18 protein-coding genes and 1 pseudogene are annotated in these 21,490 nt (G+C 71.5%); 6 read left to right on the plus strand and 13 right to left on the minus strand.

Translation table 11 applies throughout. The features are described 5' to 3' along the window. The first annotated feature begins 99 nt into the window (after positions 1-99). Both ACZ6S5_RS03945 and ACZ6S5_RS03950 read left to right on the plus strand, forming a co-directional pair. Entirely contained in the window at positions 100-1,434 is a 1,335-nt protein-coding gene (locus tag ACZ6S5_RS03945; protein ID WP_465997480.1) for a TrkH family potassium uptake protein, read from the plus strand. Further along, entirely contained in the window at positions 1,424-2,092 is a 669-nt protein-coding gene (locus ACZ6S5_RS03950) for a potassium channel family protein (RefSeq protein WP_465997482.1), read from the plus strand. Before ACZ6S5_RS03945 ends, ACZ6S5_RS03950 begins: the two co-directional genes overlap by 11 nt. 3 nt (positions 2,093-2,095) lie before the next feature. Here ACZ6S5_RS03950 and ACZ6S5_RS03955 read toward each other — a convergent pair whose 3' ends face one another. The 7 genes from ACZ6S5_RS03955 to ACZ6S5_RS03985 form a co-directional block, all read right to left on the minus strand. Continuing rightward, positions 2,096-3,685 carry a protein kinase domain-containing protein gene (locus tag ACZ6S5_RS03955; protein WP_465997484.1) on the minus strand — a complete coding sequence of 530 codons (1,590 nt, stop codon included), beginning with the start codon at positions 3,683-3,685 and terminating at the stop codon, positions 2,096-2,098. Between the two features lie 71 nt (positions 3,686-3,756). Continuing rightward, the gene (locus ACZ6S5_RS03960; RefSeq protein ID WP_465997486.1) at positions 3,757-5,310 is read right to left on the minus strand and encodes a fused MFS/spermidine synthase; all 1,554 of its coding nucleotides are present in this window, start codon (positions 5,308-5,310) and stop codon (positions 3,757-3,759) included. 36 nt (positions 5,311-5,346) lie between these two features. Continuing rightward, entirely contained in the window at positions 5,347-6,384 is a 1,038-nt protein-coding gene (locus ACZ6S5_RS03965) for a coiled-coil domain-containing protein (protein WP_465997487.1), read from the minus strand. Between the two features lie 248 nt (positions 6,385-6,632). Continuing rightward, positions 6,633-7,442 carry an inositol monophosphatase family protein gene (locus tag ACZ6S5_RS03970; RefSeq protein ID WP_465997489.1) on the minus strand — a complete coding sequence of 270 codons (810 nt, stop codon included), beginning with the start codon at positions 7,440-7,442 and terminating at the stop codon, positions 6,633-6,635. Beyond that, a complete protein-coding gene (locus tag ACZ6S5_RS03975) occupies positions 7,435-7,887 on the minus strand; it encodes a response regulator (RefSeq protein ID WP_465997491.1) in 453 nt (150 codons plus the stop codon). Before ACZ6S5_RS03975 ends, ACZ6S5_RS03970 begins: the two co-directional genes overlap by 8 nt. Beyond that, positions 7,884-9,632 (minus strand): sensor histidine kinase, encoded by a 1,749-nt coding sequence (locus ACZ6S5_RS03980; protein ID WP_465997493.1) that lies wholly within the window; start codon positions 9,630-9,632, stop codon positions 7,884-7,886. The genes ACZ6S5_RS03975 and ACZ6S5_RS03980 overlap by 4 nt, the downstream gene beginning before the upstream one ends. Then, entirely contained in the window at positions 9,629-10,822 is a 1,194-nt protein-coding gene (locus ACZ6S5_RS03985) for a PP2C family protein-serine/threonine phosphatase (RefSeq protein WP_465997495.1), read from the minus strand. Before ACZ6S5_RS03985 ends, ACZ6S5_RS03980 begins: the two co-directional genes overlap by 4 nt. A gap of 312 nt (positions 10,823-11,134) precedes the next feature. On the opposite strand from ACZ6S5_RS03985, the gene ACZ6S5_RS03990 reads away from it, so the two are divergent. The 3 genes and pseudogenes from ACZ6S5_RS03990 (at position 11,135) to ACZ6S5_RS04000 (ending at position 14,671) form a co-directional block, all read left to right on the plus strand. After that, positions 11,135-13,513: a M28 family peptidase gene (locus tag ACZ6S5_RS03990; RefSeq protein ID WP_465997497.1), complete on the plus strand. Its 2,379-nt coding sequence runs from the start codon at positions 11,135-11,137 to the stop codon at positions 13,511-13,513. A 217-nt stretch (positions 13,514-13,730) separates the two neighbouring features. Continuing rightward, positions 13,731-13,940: pseudogene (locus tag ACZ6S5_RS03995) on the plus strand (dihydrofolate reductase family protein); the annotation flags it as partial. A gap of 320 nt (positions 13,941-14,260) precedes the next feature. Then, positions 14,261-14,671 carry an FxLYD domain-containing protein gene (locus ACZ6S5_RS04000; RefSeq protein ID WP_465997499.1) on the plus strand — a complete coding sequence of 137 codons (411 nt, stop codon included), beginning with the start codon at positions 14,261-14,263 and terminating at the stop codon, positions 14,669-14,671. Positions 14,672-14,739: 68 nt separating this feature from the next. On the opposite strand, the gene ACZ6S5_RS04005 is transcribed toward ACZ6S5_RS04000, so the two are convergent. Next, on the minus strand, positions 14,740-15,891 hold the full coding sequence (locus tag ACZ6S5_RS04005) for a CapA family protein (protein ID WP_465997500.1): 1,152 nt from the start codon (positions 15,889-15,891) through the stop codon (positions 14,740-14,742). A gap of 192 nt (positions 15,892-16,083) precedes the next feature. Between ACZ6S5_RS04005 and ACZ6S5_RS04010 the strand changes: the two genes are divergently transcribed. Beyond that, entirely contained in the window at positions 16,084-16,620 is a 537-nt protein-coding gene (locus ACZ6S5_RS04010; RefSeq protein WP_465997502.1) for a GNAT family N-acetyltransferase, read from the plus strand. A 179-nt stretch (positions 16,621-16,799) separates the two neighbouring features. On the opposite strand, the gene ACZ6S5_RS04015 is transcribed toward ACZ6S5_RS04010, so the two are convergent. From ACZ6S5_RS04015 to ACZ6S5_RS04035, 5 genes are all read right to left on the minus strand, one after another. Then, on the minus strand, positions 16,800-17,345 hold the full coding sequence (locus tag ACZ6S5_RS04015; RefSeq protein WP_465997504.1) for a hypothetical protein: 546 nt from the start codon (positions 17,343-17,345) through the stop codon (positions 16,800-16,802). Positions 17,346-17,471: 126 nt separating this feature from the next. Further along, on the minus strand, positions 17,472-19,634 hold the full coding sequence (locus ACZ6S5_RS04020; RefSeq protein WP_465997506.1) for a multicopper oxidase family protein: 2,163 nt from the start codon (positions 19,632-19,634) through the stop codon (positions 17,472-17,474). Between the two features lie 246 nt (positions 19,635-19,880). Continuing rightward, a complete protein-coding gene (locus tag ACZ6S5_RS04025; protein ID WP_123240206.1) occupies positions 19,881-20,135 on the minus strand; it encodes a Smr/MutS family protein in 255 nt (84 codons plus the stop codon). A gap of 58 nt (positions 20,136-20,193) precedes the next feature. After that, positions 20,194-20,562, minus strand: a complete 369-nt coding sequence (locus ACZ6S5_RS04030) for a tetratricopeptide repeat protein (RefSeq protein ID WP_465997508.1) — start codon at positions 20,560-20,562, stop codon at positions 20,194-20,196. 90 nt (positions 20,563-20,652) lie between these two features. Beyond that, positions 20,653-21,423 (minus strand): ROK family protein, encoded by a 771-nt coding sequence (locus tag ACZ6S5_RS04035; protein WP_465997510.1) that lies wholly within the window; start codon positions 21,421-21,423, stop codon positions 20,653-20,655. Between the last annotated feature and the right edge of the window lie 67 nt (positions 21,424-21,490).

Consider the following 21,490-nt stretch of genomic DNA (forward strand, 5'->3'; position numbering starts at 1 on the left):
TCCTGTCGTCGATGGGTACGCCCAGCAGACCGGGTGCGGTTGACCGGCAGTTGGTCGGTTCCTGACCTGCGGGTGAATCTCCGGACGGAAGATGACCTGGTGCGCCGCCTGCTCCGTCACCCCGTACGGCTGGTGCCGTTCGGGTTCCTGGCGTTGATCCTGCTCGGCACCGGCGTGCTGATGCTGCCCTGGGCCACCAGCGAGGAGCGGTACACCCCGTTCGTCACGGCGCTCTTCACCGCGACCTCGGCCGTCTCGGTCACCGGCATGGCGGTCAACGACACCCCGAACTACTGGAACACCTTCGGGCTCGCCATGATCACCGTGCTGACCCAGATCGGTGGCCTGGGCATCCTGACCGGCGCGGCGCTGGTGATCCTGGTGGTGTCCCGACAGCTCGGCCTGCGCAACCGGCTGCTGGTGCAGGCGGAGACCGCCGAGTTCGGCATCGGCGACGTTCGCTGGCTGCTGACGCGGATCGCCGGGACGGTCTTCATCACCGAGGCGGTGATGACGCTCGTGATCGCCGGCCGGCTCTGGCTGGTCTACAACTACGATCCGGGGCGGGCGCTCTGGTCCGCCGTCTTCCACTCCATCCAGGCTTTCAACAACGGCGGCTTCACCCTATACACCGACGGCCTGGTCGCCTTCTCCCGGGACCCCTGGGTGGCGTTGCCGCTGGGGCTCGGCGCGATCATCGGCGGACTCGGCTTCCCGGCGCTCTTCGAGGCGGTCCGGGAGTGGCGGCAGCCGGCCCGCTGGGCGGTGGCCACCAAGCTGACCATCTGGGGCAGCCTGGTGCTGATCGGGCTCGGCTTCGGCTACCTGCTGGTCGCCGAGTGGACCAACCCGTACACCATCGGCACCTACGACGCGCCGGGCAAGGTGCTGGCCGCGTTCACCCAGATCGCGCTGAGCCGCACGGGTGGCTTCGACGTGATCAACGTCGCCGCCCTCACCCCGGAGAGCTATCCGCTGCTGACCGTGCTGATGTTCGTCGGCGGAGGCAGCGCGAGCACCGCAGGCGGCATCAAGGTCTCCACGTTCTTCCTGCTCGGCTTCGCCATCTGGGCGGAGCTGCGGGGCGAGCCGGACACCATCGTCGGGCACCGCAGGGTGGCGTGGGCCAGCCAGCGGCAGGCGCTCACCGTGGCGCTGATCAGCGTGGCCCTGGTGGTGGCCGGCACGGTCATCATCATCATCCTCACCGCGGGGGTGCGGTTCTACGCCGCGCTCTTCGAGGTGACATCCGCGTTCAGCACCACCGGCCTCTCGGTGGGCGTCACCCCCACGCTGCCGGAGCCCGGGCAGTACCTGCTGACCGCGCTGATGTACATCGGCCGGGTCGGCCCGCTCACCCTCGGGTCCGCGATCGCGTTGAACACCCGGCGACGTTTGTACCGCTACCCGGAGGAGCATCCCATTGTCGGCTAGGAACGCGGACGAGAGCGGCATCGTGGTGATCGGCCTGGGCCGGTTCGGCTCCCACCTGGCCGGTTCGCTGGCGCAGCTCGACCACGACGTGCTGGCCATCGACCGCAGTCCGGAGCGGGTCCAGCGGTGGTCGGCCGAGCTGGACCGGGTGGTCCAGGCGGACACCACGGAGGAGAGCGCGCTGCGCCAGCTCGGCGTGGCCGAGTTCCGGCGGGCGGTGGTGGCCATCGGGGCCTCGGTCGAAGCGAGCGTGCTCACCGTGCTGGCCCTGACGGAGCTGGGCGTTCCGCAGATCTGGGCCCGGGCCACCTCGGAGAAACACGCGAAGATCCTCAACTCGGTGGGCGCGCACCACGTGATCTTCCCGGAGGCGGAGACCGGCGAGCGGGTCGCGCACCTGATCGTCAGCAAGATGCTGGACTTCATCGAGTTCGACGACGAGTTCGCCATCGCCAAGGTGCGCGTACCCGGGTCGATGGTGGGACGGTCGCTCCGCGACCTGTCCCCGGCGGACCGGTACGGGGTGATGGTGGTCGGCGCGAAGCTTCCCGGCGAGCCGTTCCGCTACGCGGGCCCCGACACGGTCCTGCGGCCCGGCAGCGTGCTGATCGTGGAGGGCAGCCTCACGCAGGTGCAGCGCTTCGCGTCGCTCGGCTGAGCGTCACCTCCCTTTTCCCTTGCCGTCCTCCTTGCCCTTGCGGGGCTTCTCCGCCTTGGGCTTGCTGTTGTGTGAGCTGCTCTTCGCGGTGGTGGGCTTCGCCGGCGGCCTGGTCGGCGGGGCGGTCGTCGGGACCGACCCGGCGACCCCGGCGACCTGCACGCCGCAGGTGCTGTCGCCGAGCTTGAACTCCACCGGCAGCGGGTTCACCCCGGTGTAGCTGCCGGTCAGCGAGACCTTCTTCGACGCGCCGGGGGCCAGCGCCGCGTCCGCGGCGGGCGGCTGGAGCAGCACGGTACGCCCCTGCTGGTGCACCGCCGGCTGGGCTTTCGTGATCGTCTGCTTGCCGGGCAGGGTGAAGCTCATCGTCCAGTCCCGCAGCTCCCGGCCCCCGGTGTTGGTGAGGGTCAGCTCGGCGGTGAAATCCTTGCCGGTGTCCCGGCGCAGCATGTAGTCGACGGCGCACGGGATCGGCTCCGGCAGGCCCATCCGGGCCTCGGTCGGTTCGACCCCTCCGCTGGCCGAACTCTTCGAGGTCACCCCCCACAGGGTGGCGGTGACCGCGACCAGGCCGACAGCGGCCACCCCGGCCTCCACCTTGCGCCGCCGCGCCACGGCCTTGCGGGTACGGGTGCGGATGGCGGAGAAGGGCAGCGCGTCGGTCGCGGTCGACCAGGGCAGGATCGTCGTGCCCGCGTTCTCCAGCAGCGCCGGGTCGAACTGGCCGAGCGCCGGGGAGACCGGCACGATCGACGCGATCCCCGCCGCCTCGGCGAGCGTACGCGCCACCTCGGCGGTCGCCGGGCGGTCCTCGGGGCGCTTGGCGAGGCAACGGTGGACCAGCTCCTCGACCTCGTCGGGCAGCCCGACGACCGGGGGCATCGGGTCCGGGTCGTTGTACATGTGCGCCCGGAGCATCTGGGTGGTGGTGCTGGCCCGCCAGGGCAGCCGGCCGGTCAGCATCCGGTACAGCAGCAGGCCGACCGCGTACACGTCGGTGGCCGGGGAGACCTGGCCGTTGTCCAGCCGCTCCGGCGCCAGGTACGCGGGCGTGCCGAGCAGCGCGCCGTCCGGGCCCTTCTCGCTCTCCCCCACCAGCGCCGAGATGCCGAAGTCGACGACCTTCACCCCGGTCGAGGTGAGCATGACGTTGCCCGGGGTGACGTCCCGGTGCACCACGCCCCGGGCGTGCGCGGTGGCCAGCGCCGAGGCCACCTCCGCGCCGATGGTCACCGCCTCCCGCCAGGGCAGCTGCCCGCCGCGGCCGAGCCGGGTGCTCAGCGGGGCCCCGTCGACCAGCTCCATGACGACGTACGGCACGGTCAGCCCGACCTGCTCGGACTCGCCGTAGTCGTACACGTTGGTGATGTTGGGGTGGCACAGCCGCGCGGCGGCCTGCGCCTCGATCCGGATCCGATGTCGGAACGCCTTGTCGCTGGCGAGCCGGGAGGCGAGCACCTTGATCGCCACCTGCCGGCCGAGCACCTCGTCGTAGCCGCGCCAGACCACCGACATGCCACCCGCACCGAGCTGCTCGACCAACCGGTACCGCTCACCCAGCAGCTGTGCGCCGCTCCTGATCGCTGCACCCATGGTCGGTCCTGTTGCCCGAGCTGGGGCTCCGTACACCTGTGGGGTCGGAATCGGTCACAAATGTCACCCGTTCAGGCGGCCGCGAGGAGCTGGTCCACCGGGGCGTAGTCGTCGGTCAGCACCAGCGCGTCGCCGACGAACCCGGCCAGCTCGTCATCGTGCAGCAGGGCCGCCGGTTCCGGCAGCATCCGCAGCCCGGTCCGGATCCGGGCCAGCGGCAGCAGCGCGTCGGCGGCCACGATCAGGAAGTTCGCGCCGTGCTGCCCGGCGATCGCCGCGGGCGGGGCGATCAGCGCGACGTACCGGAACTCGGCGGCGACGGTGGCCAGCTCGGCCCGGATGAAGCGGTCCGGCGGCAGGTCGATGACGTTCTGCACGTAGATGCCGCCGGGCCGGAGCACCCGGCGGACCTCGGCGGCCATCTCCCGGGTGGCCAGGTGCCAGGGCACCACGAGATGCCCGAAGGCGTCCCCGACGATCAGGTCCCGGCTGTCGGTCGGCTCCGCGCCGAGCAGGATCCGCGCGTCCCCGACCCGGGCGCGCAACTGCGGCCCGGTGCGCAGGCCCAGCTCACGACGGTCCAGGTCGACCAGGCCACCGTCGATCTCGAAGACCAGGTTGTCGCTGCCCGGCCGGGTGGCGGCGACGTAGCGGGGGATGGTGAACCCACCGCCGCCCAGGTGCAGCGCGTCCAGCGGCCGGCCCGGCGGCGCGGCGAGGTCGGCGACCACGCCGATCCACTGGGTGTACGCGTACTTCAGGTGCATCGGGTCGGCCAGGTCGACGTACGAGTGCTGGGCGGAGTTGAGGTAGAGGTAGCGGCCCTGGGTCCACTGCTCGTCCACCTCGACCCGGGCGCAGTGATACGCCGTCTCCACGTCGCACGGGTTCGGCGCGACCGCGGCGAGCCCCGCCCCGGCCAGGCCGAGCACCGCCAGGGCGGCCCTGGCCCGGCCCGGTCCGGGCAGCCCGGTCCCCGCCCGCCGCCGCAGGTACGCCCCGAGCACCAGCCCGGTCACCCCGAGCACGGCGGCCAGCCCGAGCACGATCACCGTGCTGGGCAGCGCCGCCACCAGCACGAAGCCGGTGACCAGGGTGGCGGTGATGCCGCCCAGGGTGCCGATGCCGGAGAGCCGCCCCACCACCTGCCCGGTCCGGCGCAGGTCGGCGAGCTGGAGCTTGACCACCAGCGGGGTCACCCCGGCGAGCAGGGCCGCCGGCAGCAGCACCGCCAGCGCGGTCAGCAGAAGCACCGCGCCGGCCGCGCCGCCGCGCAGCGCCTCACCGGCGTACCGGACGACGGGCAGGGTCACCGCGGTGGCGATGCCGGCCAGCACCAGGGCCGGGGCGAGCAGGGTGCGCGGGTCCCGGCGGTCGGCGAGCCACCCGCCCACCCACGCCCCGTACGCGATGGCGCCCAGGGCCATGCCGATCACCGAGCTGGTCACCTGGAGGGTCACCCCGACGTACGGGCCGACCAGGCGGAGCGAGACGGTCTCCAGGACCAGCACGGCCCCGCTGGAGAGGAAGACCAGGAACGCGGCGAGCCCGTTCGGCAGGGCCCGGGGCGGGGCCGGCGCGGTCGGCGCGGACCCCGCCACGACGTCGGACGATGTGCTGCTCACCGTCGCGATGCTACGCAGCGTTCCCGGCCACCCGGGTCAGTACATCGAAATATGAACATGGTTTGTGTGGTCGGCGGCGGGACTGCCGCCGCCGCTGTACGCCCGCCAGCCGGTGTTCGGCATCCAGATCTGCCGGTACCAGATCACGTACATGATGCCCAGGCGGCTGGCGTTGTTCTTGGCCCAGCTCGCCAGGCTGTCCCCGTACGCCTTGTCCCCGCCGGTGGCCGAGACGTCCTCGAAGCCGCCGCTGGCGGCGGAGAAGTCGCAGGCCCGGCCCTTGGGGTGCTCGCCGTCGCCGCCGCTGCGGTAGCAGGAGACGTAGCGCTTGTAGCCGGCCGCCTGGGCCTGCTGGAGCATGTGCAGGGTGCGCGGCGTGATGCAGCCGGAGGTGGTCGGGTCGTTCACCGAGCAGGACTCCGACGGCCACGAGCCGTCCGGGTTGCGCGGCGCCGGCTTGGCCGACGAGGAGCCGCCGCTGAACCCGGAACCCGCCCCGGAACTCACCTTGGCAAGGGCGATCTCGGCGTCCCGCTTCTTCTTGGCCAGGATCGCGAGCTGCTTCTGCTGCTCCCGGACCTCGGTGTCGATGGCCAGCTTGGCCTGGGCCGCCTTGGTCTTGGCCTCGGTCAGGTCGTGCAGCCGCTTGCTGTCCCGCTGGGCCATCACGTCCAACTCGGCGGCACGCTTGAGGAAGTCGTTCGGGTCGGCACTGGCCAGCAGCACCGACACCGGGGTGAGCCGGCCCACCCGGTACGACTGCGCGGCCACCTCGCCCACCTGTGCGGTCAGCTCAACCAGGCGTACCTCGAGCTGCTTGTACTCCACCGCGAGCGCGGCCTGCCGGCGCTTGGAGTTGTCGAGCTTGGCCTTGGCCTCGATGTGTCCCTTGGCCGCCGCGGCGAGGGCAGCCCGGAGCTGCTTGCTGCCGCCCTCGTTGGGGGCGCTCGGGCTGGGCGCCGCGGTGGCCGGCCCGGCCGGCGCGAGGCCCGCGCCGAGCAGCAGGGCCGTCGCGGTGAGCAGCGCGAGCAACGGCCGGCGGACGCGCCGCCGGATGAGCCTGGTCCTGGGCACGAAAGCGTCCTTCCGTCGACCGCCGGGCCCCCGGTCGTACTCGGCGCGGCGGCGGCTCCGCCGGCGCCGGACGGCGGCCTGCTGGCGGAAACCGCCGGTCACGATACCGGACCGCGCACCCCGCGCCAGGCCGGCGACCTGCGGTGGCGGCCGATATCGACGCAGCGTGCCGGCATGATCGCGCCGGCGTGACGATCATGGGCGGCCGGTTGCGGGAAGGCGCAACGGCGGGCGGGCAAACAGACCGGTCAGGCGTCGAGCAGGGCGGAGCGGACCTCGTCCCAGATCTCCGCGCTGGCCGCCACCAGCAGGCCCCGGCCGTCGTCGGCCGGGTGGTAGTCGGTGCCGTCGAACCGCCGGGCCACCCCGCCGGCCTCGCGCACCAGCAGCGTGCCGGGGGCGTGGTCCCAGGGCAGGGTGCGCCAGAAGAGGACGAACTGCTGCGCGCCGGTGAGCATGTCCAGGTACTCCCGGCCGGCGCAGTGCTGGCCGGGCAGCAGCTCACCGAGGCGCTGGCCGCCGCCCTCCACCCGGCGGCGGACGTCGGGCGGGAGGAACCGGGTCATCGCGGTGCCGCGCAACGCGCCGACCTCCGGGGTCGGTCCGGTGGTCCGCACGGTCGCGCCGTCCAGCCGGGTGCCCGCACCGTGGCGGCACGCGGCCAGCGTCCCGTCCAGCGGGTCGTACACCCAGGAGGCGGCCGGCACTCCGCCGGTCAGCAGGGCCACCATCAGCGCGAACGGCCGCCGGCCGGCGGCGAAGTTGGAGGTGCCGTCGACCGGGTCGACCAGCCAGACGTCACCCGTGCCGTGCAGGTGCCGCAGCAGGTCCGGGTCCTCGGCGACCGCCTCCTCACCGACCACCACCGAGCCGGGGCGCAGCGTACGCAGCCGGGCGGAGATGAACTCCTCGGCGCGGCGGTCGGCGACCGTGACCAGCTCGCCGGGCGCCTTCTCGGCGATGTCCGCGTCGTCGAGCCGCCGGAACATCGGCACCACGACCTTCGCCGCGGCCTCCCGCAGCAGCTCGCCGACGTCGTCCAGCAGCCGGTCAGCCACGCGGCGGCAGCTTGACCACGCTGACGAAGAACTCGTCGATCTGGCGGACCACCGAGATGAAGCGCTCGAAGTCCACCGGCTTGGTCACGTAGGCGTTGGCGTGCAGCTGGTAGCTGCGCAGGATGTCCTCGTCGGCCTGGGAGGTGGTCAGCACCACGACCGGGATCCGGCAGAGCTGCTCGTCCTTCTTGATCTCCTCCAGCACCTCCCGGCCGTCCCGGCGGGGCAGGTTCAGGTCGAGCAGGATCAGGTCGGGGGTGATCGCGTCCGCGTACTGGCCCTCGCGGCGCAGGTAGGCCAGCGCCTCGGCGCCGTCGGAGACGACCGTGAGGCGGTTGCGGAGCTTGTGCTCCTCGAACGCCTCCTGGGTCATCAGCACGTCGCCCGGGTCGTCCTCGACGAGGAGCACCTCGATCGGGCTCTTGCCGTCTGCCGGCGCGGTCATCCCACCGTCTCCTTCATGCCACCCGTTGTACCGTCTCCGGCCGCCCCCTCGGGCGCGTCCTGGCGTGCCGCCGCGTCCGGCTGCCGACCGACGGGCGCTGACGCAAGGGTGCCATCCGCACCGTCATCGGTCGCCGCCGGCTCCCCGGTCGACTCCTCACCGGCCGCCGGCTCGGCCTCCGCCCGCGCCGCCTCGACGTCCTCGGGAAGCGCCGGCAGGGTGAACCGGATCGCGGTGCCCTCCTCGGTGTCGGTGTCCACCCAGACCCGGCCGCCGTGGTACTCCACGATCTTCTTGACGATGGCCAGGCCGATGCCGGTGCCCGGGTACGCGTCCTTGGAGTGCAGCCGCTGGAAGATGACGAAGATCTTGTCGGCGAACTCCGGCTCGATCCCGATGCCGTTGTCCTGGCAGGTGATCTCCCACTCGTCATCGACCAGCCGGGCCGACACGTGCACCCGGGGCGGCAGGTCCGGGCGGCGGAACTTGATCGAGTTGCTGACCAGGTTGGCCAGCAGGTTGGTCAGCAGCGGCTCCTCGCCCCGGATGACCGGCAGGCCCTCCCAGGTCAGCTCGGCGTCGGCGTACTGCCGGGCCGCGTCCGTCTGGACCGCCACGTCGCCCATCACCTTGTTCAGGTCGACCTCGGTGAAGCCCGTGGTGAGGCGGCCGATCCGGGAGAAGGCGAGCAGGTCGTTGATCAGCCGCTGCATCCGCTGCGCGCCATCGACGGCGAACGCGATGTACTGGTCCGCGCGCTCGTCGAGCTGGCCCGCGTACCGCCGCTGCAGAAGCTGACAGAAGCTGGCCACCTTGCGCAGCGGCTCCTGGAGGTCGTGCGAGGCGACGTACGCGAACTGCTCCAGGTCACGGTTGGACCGGGTGAGCTCCTCGGCCTGCTTCTGGAGCTGGCTGTTGACCCACTCGATCCGCTCCCGGGCTTCGCGTACCTCGTCCAGCTCGCGGGCGATCTTCTGCCGCATCAGGTCGATGTCGTCGGCGAGCCGGCGGAACTCCGGCGGGCCGGAGCCCTCGATGTGGTGCCGGTAGTCGCCGGCGGCGACCTCCCGCACCTGCCCGACCAGGCCGGCCAGCGGCCGGATCAGCGTCCGGTCCAGCGAGACCAGGGTGACCAGGCCGGCCACCGCCACCACCAGGGCCGCGATGATCAGCAGCGCGACCAGCACGTTGCTGGTGGCGTTCACCTCCGCGGCGGTCTGCTGCCGAACGACGAGGATCTCGCCCTGGAGGCGGTCGATCGCGGACCGGATGCCGTCGAACTGCTGCCGGGTCTGGTCGGTGATCAGCGCCTGGCCGGCGGCCGGGCCGCTGCGCTCGGTCGTGGTGATCACCGGCTGGGCGACGGCGCTGCGCCACTCCTCCGCCCGCTGCTCGACGGCCGTCACCGCACGCAGCACGTCCGGGTAGTCGGCGGCCAGCTTCCGCATCTCGGTGACGGTGTCGCGCTCCCGCTTCAGGCCGTCCGCGTACGGGGCCAGGTCGTTGCGGTCGGCGTTCACCGCGTACCCGCGGACGGCGGTCTCCTGGTCGAGCAGCGCGCTCATCAGCTCCTGCGCCTGGACCCGCAGCGGACCGGTCCTGAGCAGCACCGCGTCGATGTTCTGGCGGTTCTTCGCCGCGATGGCCGCCTCCGCCGCGGCCAGCCCGAGCAGCAGGACCAGCACCACGCCGAGCAGCGCGAGCACCCGGCGGCGCAGGGTCCAGCCGCTCTGGTACGCCTTCACCGGCCACCGCCCCGGGTGAGCAGCAGCATGGCCACGTCGTCGGCGAGCGGGCCGCCGTTGAGCTGCTCGGCCCGGCCGACCAGCCAGGCGGGCAGCTCGGCCAGGGACACCGACCGGTTGGCGGGGTCGGCGAGCAGGCCGGTGAGCCCCGCCACGTCCATCCGGTCGTCACCGGCGCCCACCCGGCCCTCGATGAGGCCGTCGGTGTACATCAGCAGGGACCAGTCATCAGTGTCGAACTCCAGGTCGAAGGCAACGGGCCGGCGGGGTCGTACGCCGAGCAGCAGGCCGCCCTTGGCCGGCACCGGGGCGACCCGACCCGCGCGGAGCAGCAGCGGCGGCGGGTGACCGGCGAGTCGCACCGTGGCACGGTTGGCCGCCAGGTCGAGCCGGGCGGTGGCGACGGTGGCGAAGATCTCCTGGAGCCGCCGCTCGCTCATCAGCACCTGCTCCAGGGCGGGCAGCACCTCCTCGTCCGGCACCCCGGCCAGGATCAGCGCCCGCCAGGCCACCCGGAGCTCGACGCCGAGCGCCGCCTCGTCCACGCCGTGCCCGCAGACGTCCCCGACGATCAGGTCGATCCGGTCCGGCCGGGTCTGCACCACGTCGTAGAAGTCCCCGCCGATCAGGGCGGCGTGCCGGCCCGGGCGGTAGAAGGTGTGCACCGACACCTGGTCGGTGGTCATCAGCGGCTGCGGCAGCAGGCCCCGCTCCAGGCGGGCCGACTCGGCCTGGCGCAACTCGACCTCGCGCAGCCGGCGGGCGTTCTCGTCGGCCCGCTTGCGCTCCACCGCGTAGCGCAGGGCGCGGGTCAGCAGCACCCCGTCGACCTGCCCCTTGACCAGGTAGTCCTGGGCACCCTCGGCGACCGCGACGATGCCCAGGTGCTCGTCGGAGCGGCCGGTGAGCACGCAGACCGCGGCGCCGCTGGACATCTCCAGCACCTGACGCAGCCCGTCCAGGCCCTGGGCGTCGGGGAGGCCGAGGTCGAGTAAGACGCAGTCGACCCCCATCACCCGCTGCCGGGCCTCGCTGAGGCTGGTGGCGACCAGCAGGTCGATCATGGAGTTGGTCTCGGCGAGCAGTTCGCCGACCAGGAAGGCGTCGCCCTCGTCGTCCTCGACCAGCAGGACCCGGAGCCGCTCGCCGGGTGGCAGGCCCGCGTGGAGCCCGGCACCGGCCTGCGGCACGACGGAGGAACCGGGCAGACCGGTCCCCCGGTGCGGCCGGGTCACCGCCGCGAGACGCGGGAGTTCGCTGGTGATGTCGGGCTCCTTCCGAGTGCCCTGCTGATCCTGTATCAGACAACGGTCGCACACAACACGACCGGCGTCGGCGCGGGCAGGGCGAGCGGACCCGCCCTTGAAACAGCGATCGGGCGGACGACCGATGTTACGCCGTGACCAGGGGTCGGCACGGCGTGCACCGGCCGGGCGGGGAGTGCCGTCGCCGGGCCCGGGGGTGCAGGATGATGCCACCCCCGACCACCCCGAGGAGTTCCCGTGGGCGCACCCCCCACCCGCCCCGCCGACCGGGCGCTGGCCCGACCGCGCCGCCGACCGCTCGCCGCGGTCGTCGCGCTCGCCGCGCTGCTCGCCGTCGGCGCGGGCGTCCTGGTCGACCTGGCCACCCCGGCGCCGCGCCCGGCGGACGCGCCGGCGACCGACTTCAGCGCCCAGCGGGCGTACGAGAACGTCAAGGTCGTCGCGGCCCGGCCGCATGTGGCCGGCAGCGCCGCCAACGACCAGGTCCGGGAGCACCTCGTGGGCGTGCTGCGCGGGCTGGGCCTGGAGACCGAGGTGCAGGACATGGTCGCGCCGGAGGCCGGCCAGCTCAGCGGGGCGGCCGGCGGGAGGACCCTGGCCCGGGTGCGCAACGTGGTGGCCCGGCTGCCCGGCACCGACTCGACCGGGCGGGTCTTCCTGGTGGCCCACTACGACTCGGTGCAGTCCGGCCCGGGCGGCAACGACGACGCCGCCGGCACGTCCAGCATCCTGGAGGTGGCCCGCGCGCTGACCGCCGGCCCACGCCCCCGCAACGACATCGTCTTCGTGCTCACCGAGGCCGAGGAGGCCTGCCTCTGCGGCGCCTCCGGGTTCGCCGCCGACCACCCGCTGGCCCGCGACCGCGGGGTGGTGCTCAACCTGGAGGCGCGCGGCTCCACCGGGCCGGTGATCATGTTCGAGACGTCCCGGAACAACGCGAAGCTGGTGGACGTCTTCGGCCGCGCCGCCCCGCACCCGGTGGGCACGTCGTTCGCGGTGGAGATCTACCGGGCGCTGCCCAACGACACCGACTTCACCGCTTTCCTGGACCACGGCTTCGTCGGGCTCAACTCGGCGTACATCGACGGAGGCGCGGTCTACCACACGCCGCTGGACACGCCGGCCGCGATGGACCGGGCCAGCCTCCAGATGCACGGGGACAACGCGCTCGGGCTGGCCCGCGAGTTCGGCCGGACCGACCTGCGCGACCTGCGCTCCGACCACGACGCCACCTACTTCCCGGTGCCGGGCGGGCTGGTCCGCTACCCCGGCTGGCTCACCCTGCCGCTGGCCCTGCTCGCGCTCGTCGCCGTCGGGGCGCTCGGCTGGCTGCTGCGCCGGCGCGGCCGGGCCACCGCCGGCAAGCTCGCCGCGGGCACCGGGCTGGCCCTGGTGCCGATCGTGGTCGCCCCGCTGGGCGCGTGGCTGCTCTGGACCGCGATCACCGCGATCCGCCCCGGGTACGCCGAGCTGCTCGACCCGTACCGGCCGGTCTGGTACCGGCTCGCCGTGGTGGCGCTCGCCGCCGCGGTCCTGTTCACCTGGTACGCGCTGGCCCGCCGCCGGGTCGGCCCGGCCGCGCTGGCGTTCGGCGGGCTGGCCTGGCTGGCCCTGTTCGGGGTGCTGCTCGCCGCGCTGGTGCCGGGTGGGGCGTACCTGGCCACCCTCCCCGCGCTGGCCGGCGCCCTCGCCGGGCTGGTGGCGCTGCGTACCCGCCTGGACGGCCCCTGGCCGGTGGTCGCGGTGACCCTGGCCGGCGCGGTGGCCATGATCATCCTGCTGCCCACCGTGGTGCTGCTCTTCCCGGCGCTCGGCATGGCGATGGGCGGGGTGGCCGCGCTCTTCGCGGTGCTGCTCGGGCTGGCCGCGCTCCCGGTGGTCGACCTGCTGCACCCGCAGGCCGGCGGCCAGCGCGGCCTGGTGGCGCTGCGGGCCCGCCGGCTCGGCGCGGTGCCGGCACTCGCCGCCGCGCTCGCGGCCGGAGTGCTCGCCGGGGTCGGCCTGGCCGTGGACCGCTTCGACGGTGCCCACCCGGTGCCGACCCACCTGATGTACGCGCTGGACGCCGACACGGGCAAGGCGCAGTGGCTCAGCCACGAGGACGACCCGCAGCCCTGGACCGACGGCTACGTCGACGGCGAGACCGACGTGAGTGGGAGCTTCCCCGGGCTCGGCGACGGCGAGTTGCGCGCCGGTTTGGCGCCGGCGGCGAACCTGCCCGCCCCGAAGGTGGAACTGCTCTCGGACACCCGGACCGCCGATCAGCGGGTGCTGCGGGTACGGGTGGTTCCCCAGCGGGCGGTCCGCATGCTCTCTCTGCACGTGGACACCTCCACCGCCACCGTGCGGTCGGCAACGGTGGCCGGCCGGCCCGTACCGGCGAAGGCGCGGGAGGGCCGCTGGGGCTTCGGCATCGTCTTCCACGCCCCGCCACCGGAGGGGATCGAGGTGACGCTGACCCTGACTCCGAAGGCCGGACAGGTGGCCCTGCGGGCGATGGACGCCAGCGACGGCCTGACCAGCCTGCCCGGCTTTCGCCCCCGCCCGTCCGACGTCGGCGTCGTCGGCTCCCACTCCTCCGAGATGCTCGCCGTCGCCCGCACGTACTCCTTCTGACCCCCGCCTCCCGGCGATCTTGCACGTTTGGTGGCGACGAAAGGGACGTACACCCGCAGAGCGGCAACCACAAGTGCAAGATCGCGGGAATCTTGGGGACGGATGTCGAGGAGGGGGCGGCAGCTTCTACCCACGGGTGAAAGGACAGGCACGAACCCGAGGAGTAGATCGATGACCAAGGCACCTCGGCGGCGAGCTCGCGGGCGGCAAGGAGGTCGGCGTCAACGGGGGCACCATCGCCACCCAGGTCATCAAGGCCGGCCTGCTCGACGAGGTCCACGTCGACCTCGTCCCGGTCGTGCTCGGCGACGGCGTCCCGCTGTTCGCCGGCCTGAAGATCGCTCCCGTCCAGCTGGACGGGCCCACGAAGGTGGTCCAGGGCAACGGGGTCACCCACCTCGCCTACCGGGTGCGCAAGGCAGCCTGACGACGCTGGGCCGGCGCGGTGCCGCGCCGGCCCAGCCCCGCCGAGTCCGAACAGGACGGATTTCCTGGTCAGACCCACCGGCGGAAGATCATCAACCTTTTGTTGATCAGAGGAACTTATTGTCGTTCGACAACTAGCTGCCTGGTTGATCAAGAAGGTGCGGCCGCCGTGTCAACCTCTGCCGGGTCGCTCTCGTCACGGGGGAGCGTCACGTATGAGTCGAAAGGCACAACCACATGTCGCAGCAGGACCAGGCCCCTCAGCCGGGCACCCCGACCCCTCCGCCGGGGTTCGCTCCCGCGCCCCCGCCGAAGAAGGGGATGTCGACGGGCTTGAAGGTCTTCCTCATCATCGCCGGCCTGGCCGTCCTGCTCTGCGGCGGTGGCTTCGTGGCGTGCAGCGCCCTGGTCGGCAAGGCGGCCAGCGACGTCAGCAAGGAGCAGGACGCGAAGGCCGGACACGTCAAGCTGACGTCGTGTGAAGGGGAAGCGGCGGGCAACGACCTCCTGGCGAACGTGAAGTTCGACGTCGAGGTGAACAACGCCAGCAAGAACCAGAACACCTACTTCATCGACGTGTTCGTCGTCGACGCCAAGGGCACCCGGGTCGGCAACACCACCACCGTCGTCTCCGACGTGCGGCCGGGCCAGAAGGCCGTCGAGGAGGGCATGGTCGTGCTGAGCCAGAAGGTGACCGGCAAGATCACCTGCAAGGTCGACAAGGTCTCCTGACCTCGACGGCACGCGAGGCCCCGGTTGGTCATATCCAGCCGGGGCCGGCTCACTCCCCCAGGCGAGGGTCAGCGCCGCATTCTCAGCCCGGCGGACAGGGCTCCCCGCATGTCGACGTACCGGGTGATCTGCTGCTGGACGCGGGCCAGTTCGGCCCGGCGCTCCTCCGGCGCTCGGACGTCGTTCACCGCGCTGGCCAGATCGACCACCCGGGCCGCCGGCTGGTACTGCATCCAGGTGGCGTGCACCTCGACGCCGCTCACCTCCCATCGGCCGGACGCCTTGCGGGTGAAGGTGAACTCCGGCACCACCGCCTGCTGGGTGCTCTCCTCAGAGCCGTAGGTGGTCAGGTTGCCGAGCCCGTACGCCACCCATTTCGTGCCGATCTTCTCGAACGGCTGTACCACGTGTACGTGGTGGCCCACGATGAGGTCGATGTCGGGTGAGCCGAGGAGATCCCGGGCGAGCTGGAGCTGGTCGTCGTTCGGCTTGTTCTGGTACTCCGTGCCCCAGTGCATCGACAGGATGACGATCTCCGCACCCAGATCGCGGGCCCGCCGCGCCTCGGCCAGGATGGCGTTGCGGTCGGCGAGGTTCGCGACCCAGTCCTGGCCAGCAGGCCGAGGGATGCCGTTGAAACCGAAGGTGTACGACAACTGGGCCACCTTCACCCCGGCCACGTCGAGAATGGTGGGCCGCGCTGCCTCCGGCGCGCTGCGCGCGGTCCCGGCATGGCGTAATCCGACCTGGTCCAGCCTGTCCAAGGTGCGGCGGATACCCGGTAGACCCGTGTCGAGGGAGTGGTTGGACGCTGTCGAGCAGGTGTCGAAACCAGCCCATGCTGCGGCATCAGCCAGTTCCGGGGGCACGCTGAAGACCGGGTAACCGGTGAACGGGCCGGACGGCTCCGCCAGTGGGGTCTCCATGTGGCAGATGGCCAGGTCGGCCCGGCTCACCACCGGCCGTACCGCGGCCAGCACCTGGGTGAAGTCGTGGCCGTCGCGTCCAGCGGCGCGGGCGTCGGTCGCGGCCTGGGCCGTCAACTCGGGATGCACCAGGAGGTCACCGGCGGCGACGACGGTGAGCTGGGATTTCGGCGCGGGCGACTGGCTGGCGGTCGCAGCTCGCCCGGGCCGCTTGGTGTCCCCACGGACGAGTGGGCCGCCGCAGCCGGACACGAGCACGACCGACAGAAGCAGGCCAGACGCCAATCTCCTCATACGAATATTTTTCGCATGGACGCTCGCCGCCGGGGCGGGAATCGAAGGCGACCCCTACTTCCAGCGGTATTGATCCAGTTCGTGGAAGTACTCGATCGAATCGGACGAGACGGCCCGTGAGCCGCACCCGCACCAGGCATCAGTGGTCAGCGATGGTCGCTGTTGGTTCGCGTTGGACGGCCTGGAGACGGCATGATCTTGGCTCTGTCCGATCTTGTGTGCGAGGCTTCGGCGGTGACTGACCTCGGCATCCGCGCAGCCACCTCAGCTGATTCCGAATTCCTGGTTGACATGCTCATGGAAGCGGTGAACTGGCTGCCTGAGCGCAACTGGTCCCGCGAGCAGATCATGGCGAACCCTGCGCTGGCTCACTATGTGACCGGTTGGATGCAGCCGAACGACTTCGGCCTGGTTGCGGTGGACGCGGCTGATCGGCCAGTCGGCGCGGCCTGGTTCCGATACCTGACCGCCGCTGATCCGGGCTACGGGTACGTGGGTGACGACGTGCCAGAGCTGACTATCGGCGTGGTGGAAACCTGGCGAGGCCGCGGTGTGGGCCGGGCGCTCCTGCGCGCCGTTCTGGTCGTTGCACGAGAACGTGGCATCCGCACGGTGTCGCTGAGCGTGGAGCGGGCGAACTTCGCTGCGAGGCTGTACGCCGCTGAAGGCTTCCGCACGGTTGAGTCGTTCGAGGACGCGGACACGATGGTCGCTGAGATCGGGGCCTGACGCGGGTGGCGCACACCGTGGAGTGGGTGGGCCTGCCCGCTCGGCTCTAGATTCACAGCCCGTAAACCAGAGCCCCCGCGACCGGCAGCGGACGTACCGGATCCGTTGCCGGCGCTAGCCCGGATGCGGTGAGCCGCCGCACCCAGGTCGCGACCTCCGCGTACGAGACTGCTCGCCTTTCAGGAGCTGAAATGCACGATCGCCGGGGCGCAGCCGACGCCCTGAATCCAGACGTTCTGGATCCCGTCGATGTCGGGTGCGATGTCGTCGGCGGAGACGATCATCTGCGCGGTGAAGGATTCGTCGTTGCCGTCACCGGCGCGGTAGAAGTCGGCGACGAGCACGATCGTGTCCTCATCGGTCGTCGCGGTCTTGAGGGGCTCCGTCGCTGCCCCGGTGCACTTGAAGGTCGTGCTCGGGAGCAGAACCTGATCCACATCGGCTGTGTCCCAGCGAACGCCCTGGCCGGCGAGACACCCGGTCAGTGGGCCCTGGCCGACGTCGCGGGTGCACCGGAAGCCGCCAGCGGACTTGACGAAACCTGTCCCCGGGTTGTAAGCACCGCCGCCGGTGAGCCTGGCGGCACCGCTTGGGAAACCGCTGATGTCGGTCGCGTTGAAGCCGAAGCCGGTGTTGCCGGGCGCGGCGGACGCGGGCGCCGCAAACAGCAGAACGGCCGCTGCCAGCACCGCCGGCACGAGTGCAATGATCTTTATCTTCTTCATCTTCCATCCCCCTGTCCGTTATATGCCAGGAAGACCGTAGCATTCTGATTGCGCTGTTTCGTGGCAACGGCCAGAGCGAGGCTTGCCGCAGTCAAGGCGGCCTGGCGGGCGGGACGGGCCGCCGCCTCACCGGGTCGGGCCACGGCCAGCCGCTGGCGCCTCCCGCTGCCGCTCCCGCGCCGTTGAGGGACGGTACTGGCTCGGGTTCGTCGCCCCCGTCTTGCGGGAGGTCGCTGCTAGTGCGGCGGCGCCGAGGACGGCGGCGGAGAGCATGGCCGTCCCGGCGATCTCGCCCGCCACGTCGGGTCCACGCCCGCGACCACCGTCCCCAGCGGCCGGAGCTCCCTCTGGCGGCCGCGGTCCGATGAAGTATGGGCGCATCATCTCGTTGTCCTCGTGCTCGAGGATGTGGCAGTGCCACGGGTACCGGCCGGGCAGGTCGAAGTGCGCCTTGATCCGGGTGATCTCACCTGGCAGGGCGATCACGGTGTCGAGGAAGCCGCTCTCCTGCGGGCCTGGCGGCTGGTTGCCGTCGGGTCCGCGGCCGACGACCTGGAACTGGATTTCGTGGATGTGGATCGGGTGCGCGTCCATCGTCCGGTTGTCGAGTTCCCAGACTTCGGTGGAGTTGAGGGCCGGGTTCTCGGTGATCGGATCGTTCCACCTGAGCGGTACGGCGGTGCCGCCGGCCGTGACGGTGCCGAGCAGGGCTGCAATCGGGCCGCAGTCTGTTGCGGAGACCTGCTCGTTGAGCGACAGCCGGCGGGTGTTGGTGGCCGAGCCGAGGGGCGTGAACGTGGGTAGGCGGAGTTGGTCCGGAGGGACGCTCTTGTCCACGCCGATCCGGGGGCCGACGACGAACTGCATCACCTGTCCGGTGGTGTTGACGTCGGCCGGCGTGAAGTCGGTGCCAGGCGCGCCGCCGCCGAAGGGCCCGTCTGGGCCCTCGTTGATGAGGAACAGTTCGGTGCCCTCGGGCACGTCGGTGAAGTCCACGATCACATCCGCCCGTTGGGCGTTGCCGAGCAGGATCTGATCGAGTCGGACCGGCTCGGGCAGGAAGCCACCGTCGGTGCCGATCAGCCACATCGGCAGGGCCGGGGCGGCGGGTCGCGAGGCGGTCGGCTTGGCGGCGATCTTCAGGATCAGGAAGCGAGCGTTGCAGCCGTTGAGCAGGCGAAGTCGGTACCGCCGCTGCTCGACCTTGAGCCGGGGCCAGGTATGGCCGTTGGCCAGCATGGTGTTCGCGAAGAACTCGGGGTTCCAGATCGGCGGCACGTCGCCGTTCGGGATGTAGTCGGCGGGGTTGGTGCAGTCGCCGAAGAACGCCCGGCTGTCCGGGTAGAACAGCGAGCCGTCCGGGTTGAACGACCGGTCCTGGATGGCGATGGGGATCTCGTGATAGAGGATGCCAGGCTTGTCGCCCAGCGCCGGAGCGGGACCGGGCAGGACCCCTGGCGGCAGATCGGACGAGCCGCCACGGAGCAGGTAGAAACCGGCCGGGCCGGCGTAGACGTTCTGCCGGGTCATGCCCAATGTGTGGTCGTGGAACCACTCAGTGGCGGCCCGCTGGTCGTTCTCGTACTGGAAGGTGGCGGTCCCGGGCTTCCACTCGATCCCGTGCCGTTGCTCGAATTTCGCGCGGAACTCGTTGTAGAAGCTGCCCACCTCGGCGAAGCCGACGGGGATGTTCCGCGCCACTGGCAGGTACCACGCCTCCGGGTAGCCGTCGCTCTCTTCCCGGTTGTGCCCGCCGTGCAAGTGCACGACCATCGGCACCGGCCCCTTGGACGGGCCGGGCGTCGTGGTGAACGTGGGCGTGGAGTCGCGGCCGGCGGTCCCGCCGGGCGGGTTGGCCCAGTGCAGCGTCGGGTCGACCGGCAGCAGGTGCGGCAAGAACCGGCCGTACTTGTCGACGAGCTGGTTGATCCAGGTCACCCGCACCGGCCGGTCAACCCGGGCATTGATCGAGAAGGCCGGGAAGTTGAAGGTCCCCTTGTGCACGGCCGAGCCGTAACCCCAGACCGTCGTCCTGGGCAGCCCCGGTGGTAGGACCTGTTGGGAGAACTGCCGCACCCCGATCAGATACTCGTCGATCCCATGCTTGCCATGGTTGCGTGCTGGCGGCATGGCTGGCGGGATCACCAGGTCCGTGACGTACTTCGGGATGGTCGTGGGATCGAGCAGCGGCTGCGCCGGCCGCATCGAATCCGCCCACGCCCCACGCGGAGAGAGCAGCACCGCCCCGCCGGCGGCGCCCGCAATCAGCAACTGCCTTCGCGAGATCACCATGTCTCCTTCACGCCCGTCCTGTCCGGAGGTGGGCATGAACGTGAGCTTAACTACGAAAAGACCGCATCTCGGACAGAAACCGGAGTATCGCCGGCACCATCACCTTCAGGGCGCGCTGGGCGCCCTGAAGGTCTTAGCCGCGTTGTGGGGCCCTGCTGGTCAGGGGCCGTCTTCGCACCTGGCGCTTTCCGCAGCTCAGGAGCCACCTCGGCGGTAGCGCGCGAGGTCGGGAAGCCGGGGCTCTTACTTCCAGCGGAAGTGCACGAAGAGGCGGCCGAAGTTCTTCGAATCCTTCTCGACCCGGTGGTAGAGCTGCTTCACGTCCTTCTGGTCGAGAAACCGCAGCACCTTCTTCTTGAGCTGGCCGGAGCCCTTACCGGGGATGATCTCCACCAGGGTGGCCTTCTTCGCCACCGCCTCGTTCATGATGTCGCGCAGGGCGCGGTCGATCTCGTAGCCCCTGTTGTAGATGTCGTGGAGATCGAGCTTGAGCTTCACCAGGCCATCCTAGGTACGGCGAAGGGCAGCCCGCCCGGGCTGCCCGTCGTCACGATCGTCACCGGGTGCCGGCGACCTTGCCTTCCACCCGGCGCAGCGCCGCCGTGTAGTCGGCGTTGGTCGAGTACATGGCCGCCGCGATGCGCAGGTGCCGCAGCGCGTCGGCGGGCCGGTTCATCCGCTCCAGGGTGCGGCCCAGCACGTGGTGCGCGTAGTGGTCGCTCGGGTCCCGGTCGACCAGCTCCCGCAGCTGCTCCTCGGCCCGGTTGAGCTGGGCCGACTGGAAGTACGCGCGGGCCAGCAACTGCCGCACCGAGGAGTTGCCGGGCTCCGCCTCGACGATCGGCTCGAGCAGCCGCGCCGCTCCGGTCGGGTCACCCGCTTCGAAGAACATGGTCGCCCGCCGGTACTCCGCCAGAAGATCCACTCGACCCACCCCCTCGTGTCGCGCCGCCCTTTGTCCGACGCTGACACAACACCAGCCGTACCGCGAGTGTTCCTCGGGCGGAAATCGGGCTCACGGGGTCGGGTCGTACCGGTCGCCCACGAGGTCCCAGGCCCGGACGCCGCCCACGATTCCGGCCGTGTTCGGGACGACCACGACATCGTCGCCCATCCGGGCCAGTTGTTCCGGCCGGATCAGCCGGGAGTTGCCGCCACCGAGGTAGAGCCGGTCCCAGCGGAACACCGGGCGCAGCCCGTCCACCACCTGCCGGATCCGCCGCGACCAGAAGGCGTCCCCCAGGCGCCGCCGTTCCGGCTCGCCGACGTACGTGTCGTAGGTGGTGTTCCAGCGCACCGGCGCGTGGGACAGCTCGAGGTGCGGGGCGAGCACCCCGCCGTCGAAGAGCGCGCTGCCCAGCCCGGTCCCGAGGGTCAGCACCAGCTCGCAGCCGGTCCCGGCGACCACCCCGGCGCCGTGCACCTCGGCGTCGTTGAGCACCAGCGCCGGGATGCCGAACGCCTCCGCGAGGGCGCTACGCGCGTCGTACCCGGACCACTCGGCGACCAGCGCCGGGTCGGCCTTGCTGCGCGGGCCGGAGCGGGTCACGTAGTGCGGGGTGGCCACCACCACGCCGTGCCGGATCATGCCGGGCAGCCCGACGGTGAGCCGGTCCGCGGCCGGGAGCCGGCCGCCCAGTTCGAGCAGCGTCTTGACGAAGAGCGCGGGCGGCAGCGGGTACGGGGTGGGCACGCGCAGCGGTTTGGCCCGCATCGTCCCCGCGACATCCAGCACGGAGGCCTTGATCCCGCCGCCGCCGCAGTCGATCGCCAGAGTGGTCACCACGGGAGTGAGTCTCCCTCACCTCCGTCCCGCGGCGAGGCCCGGTCGATCCGATCGGCGGCTCGGTAGG

The sequence above is a fragment of the Micromonospora sp. NPDC051924 genome (assembly GCF_055586005.1).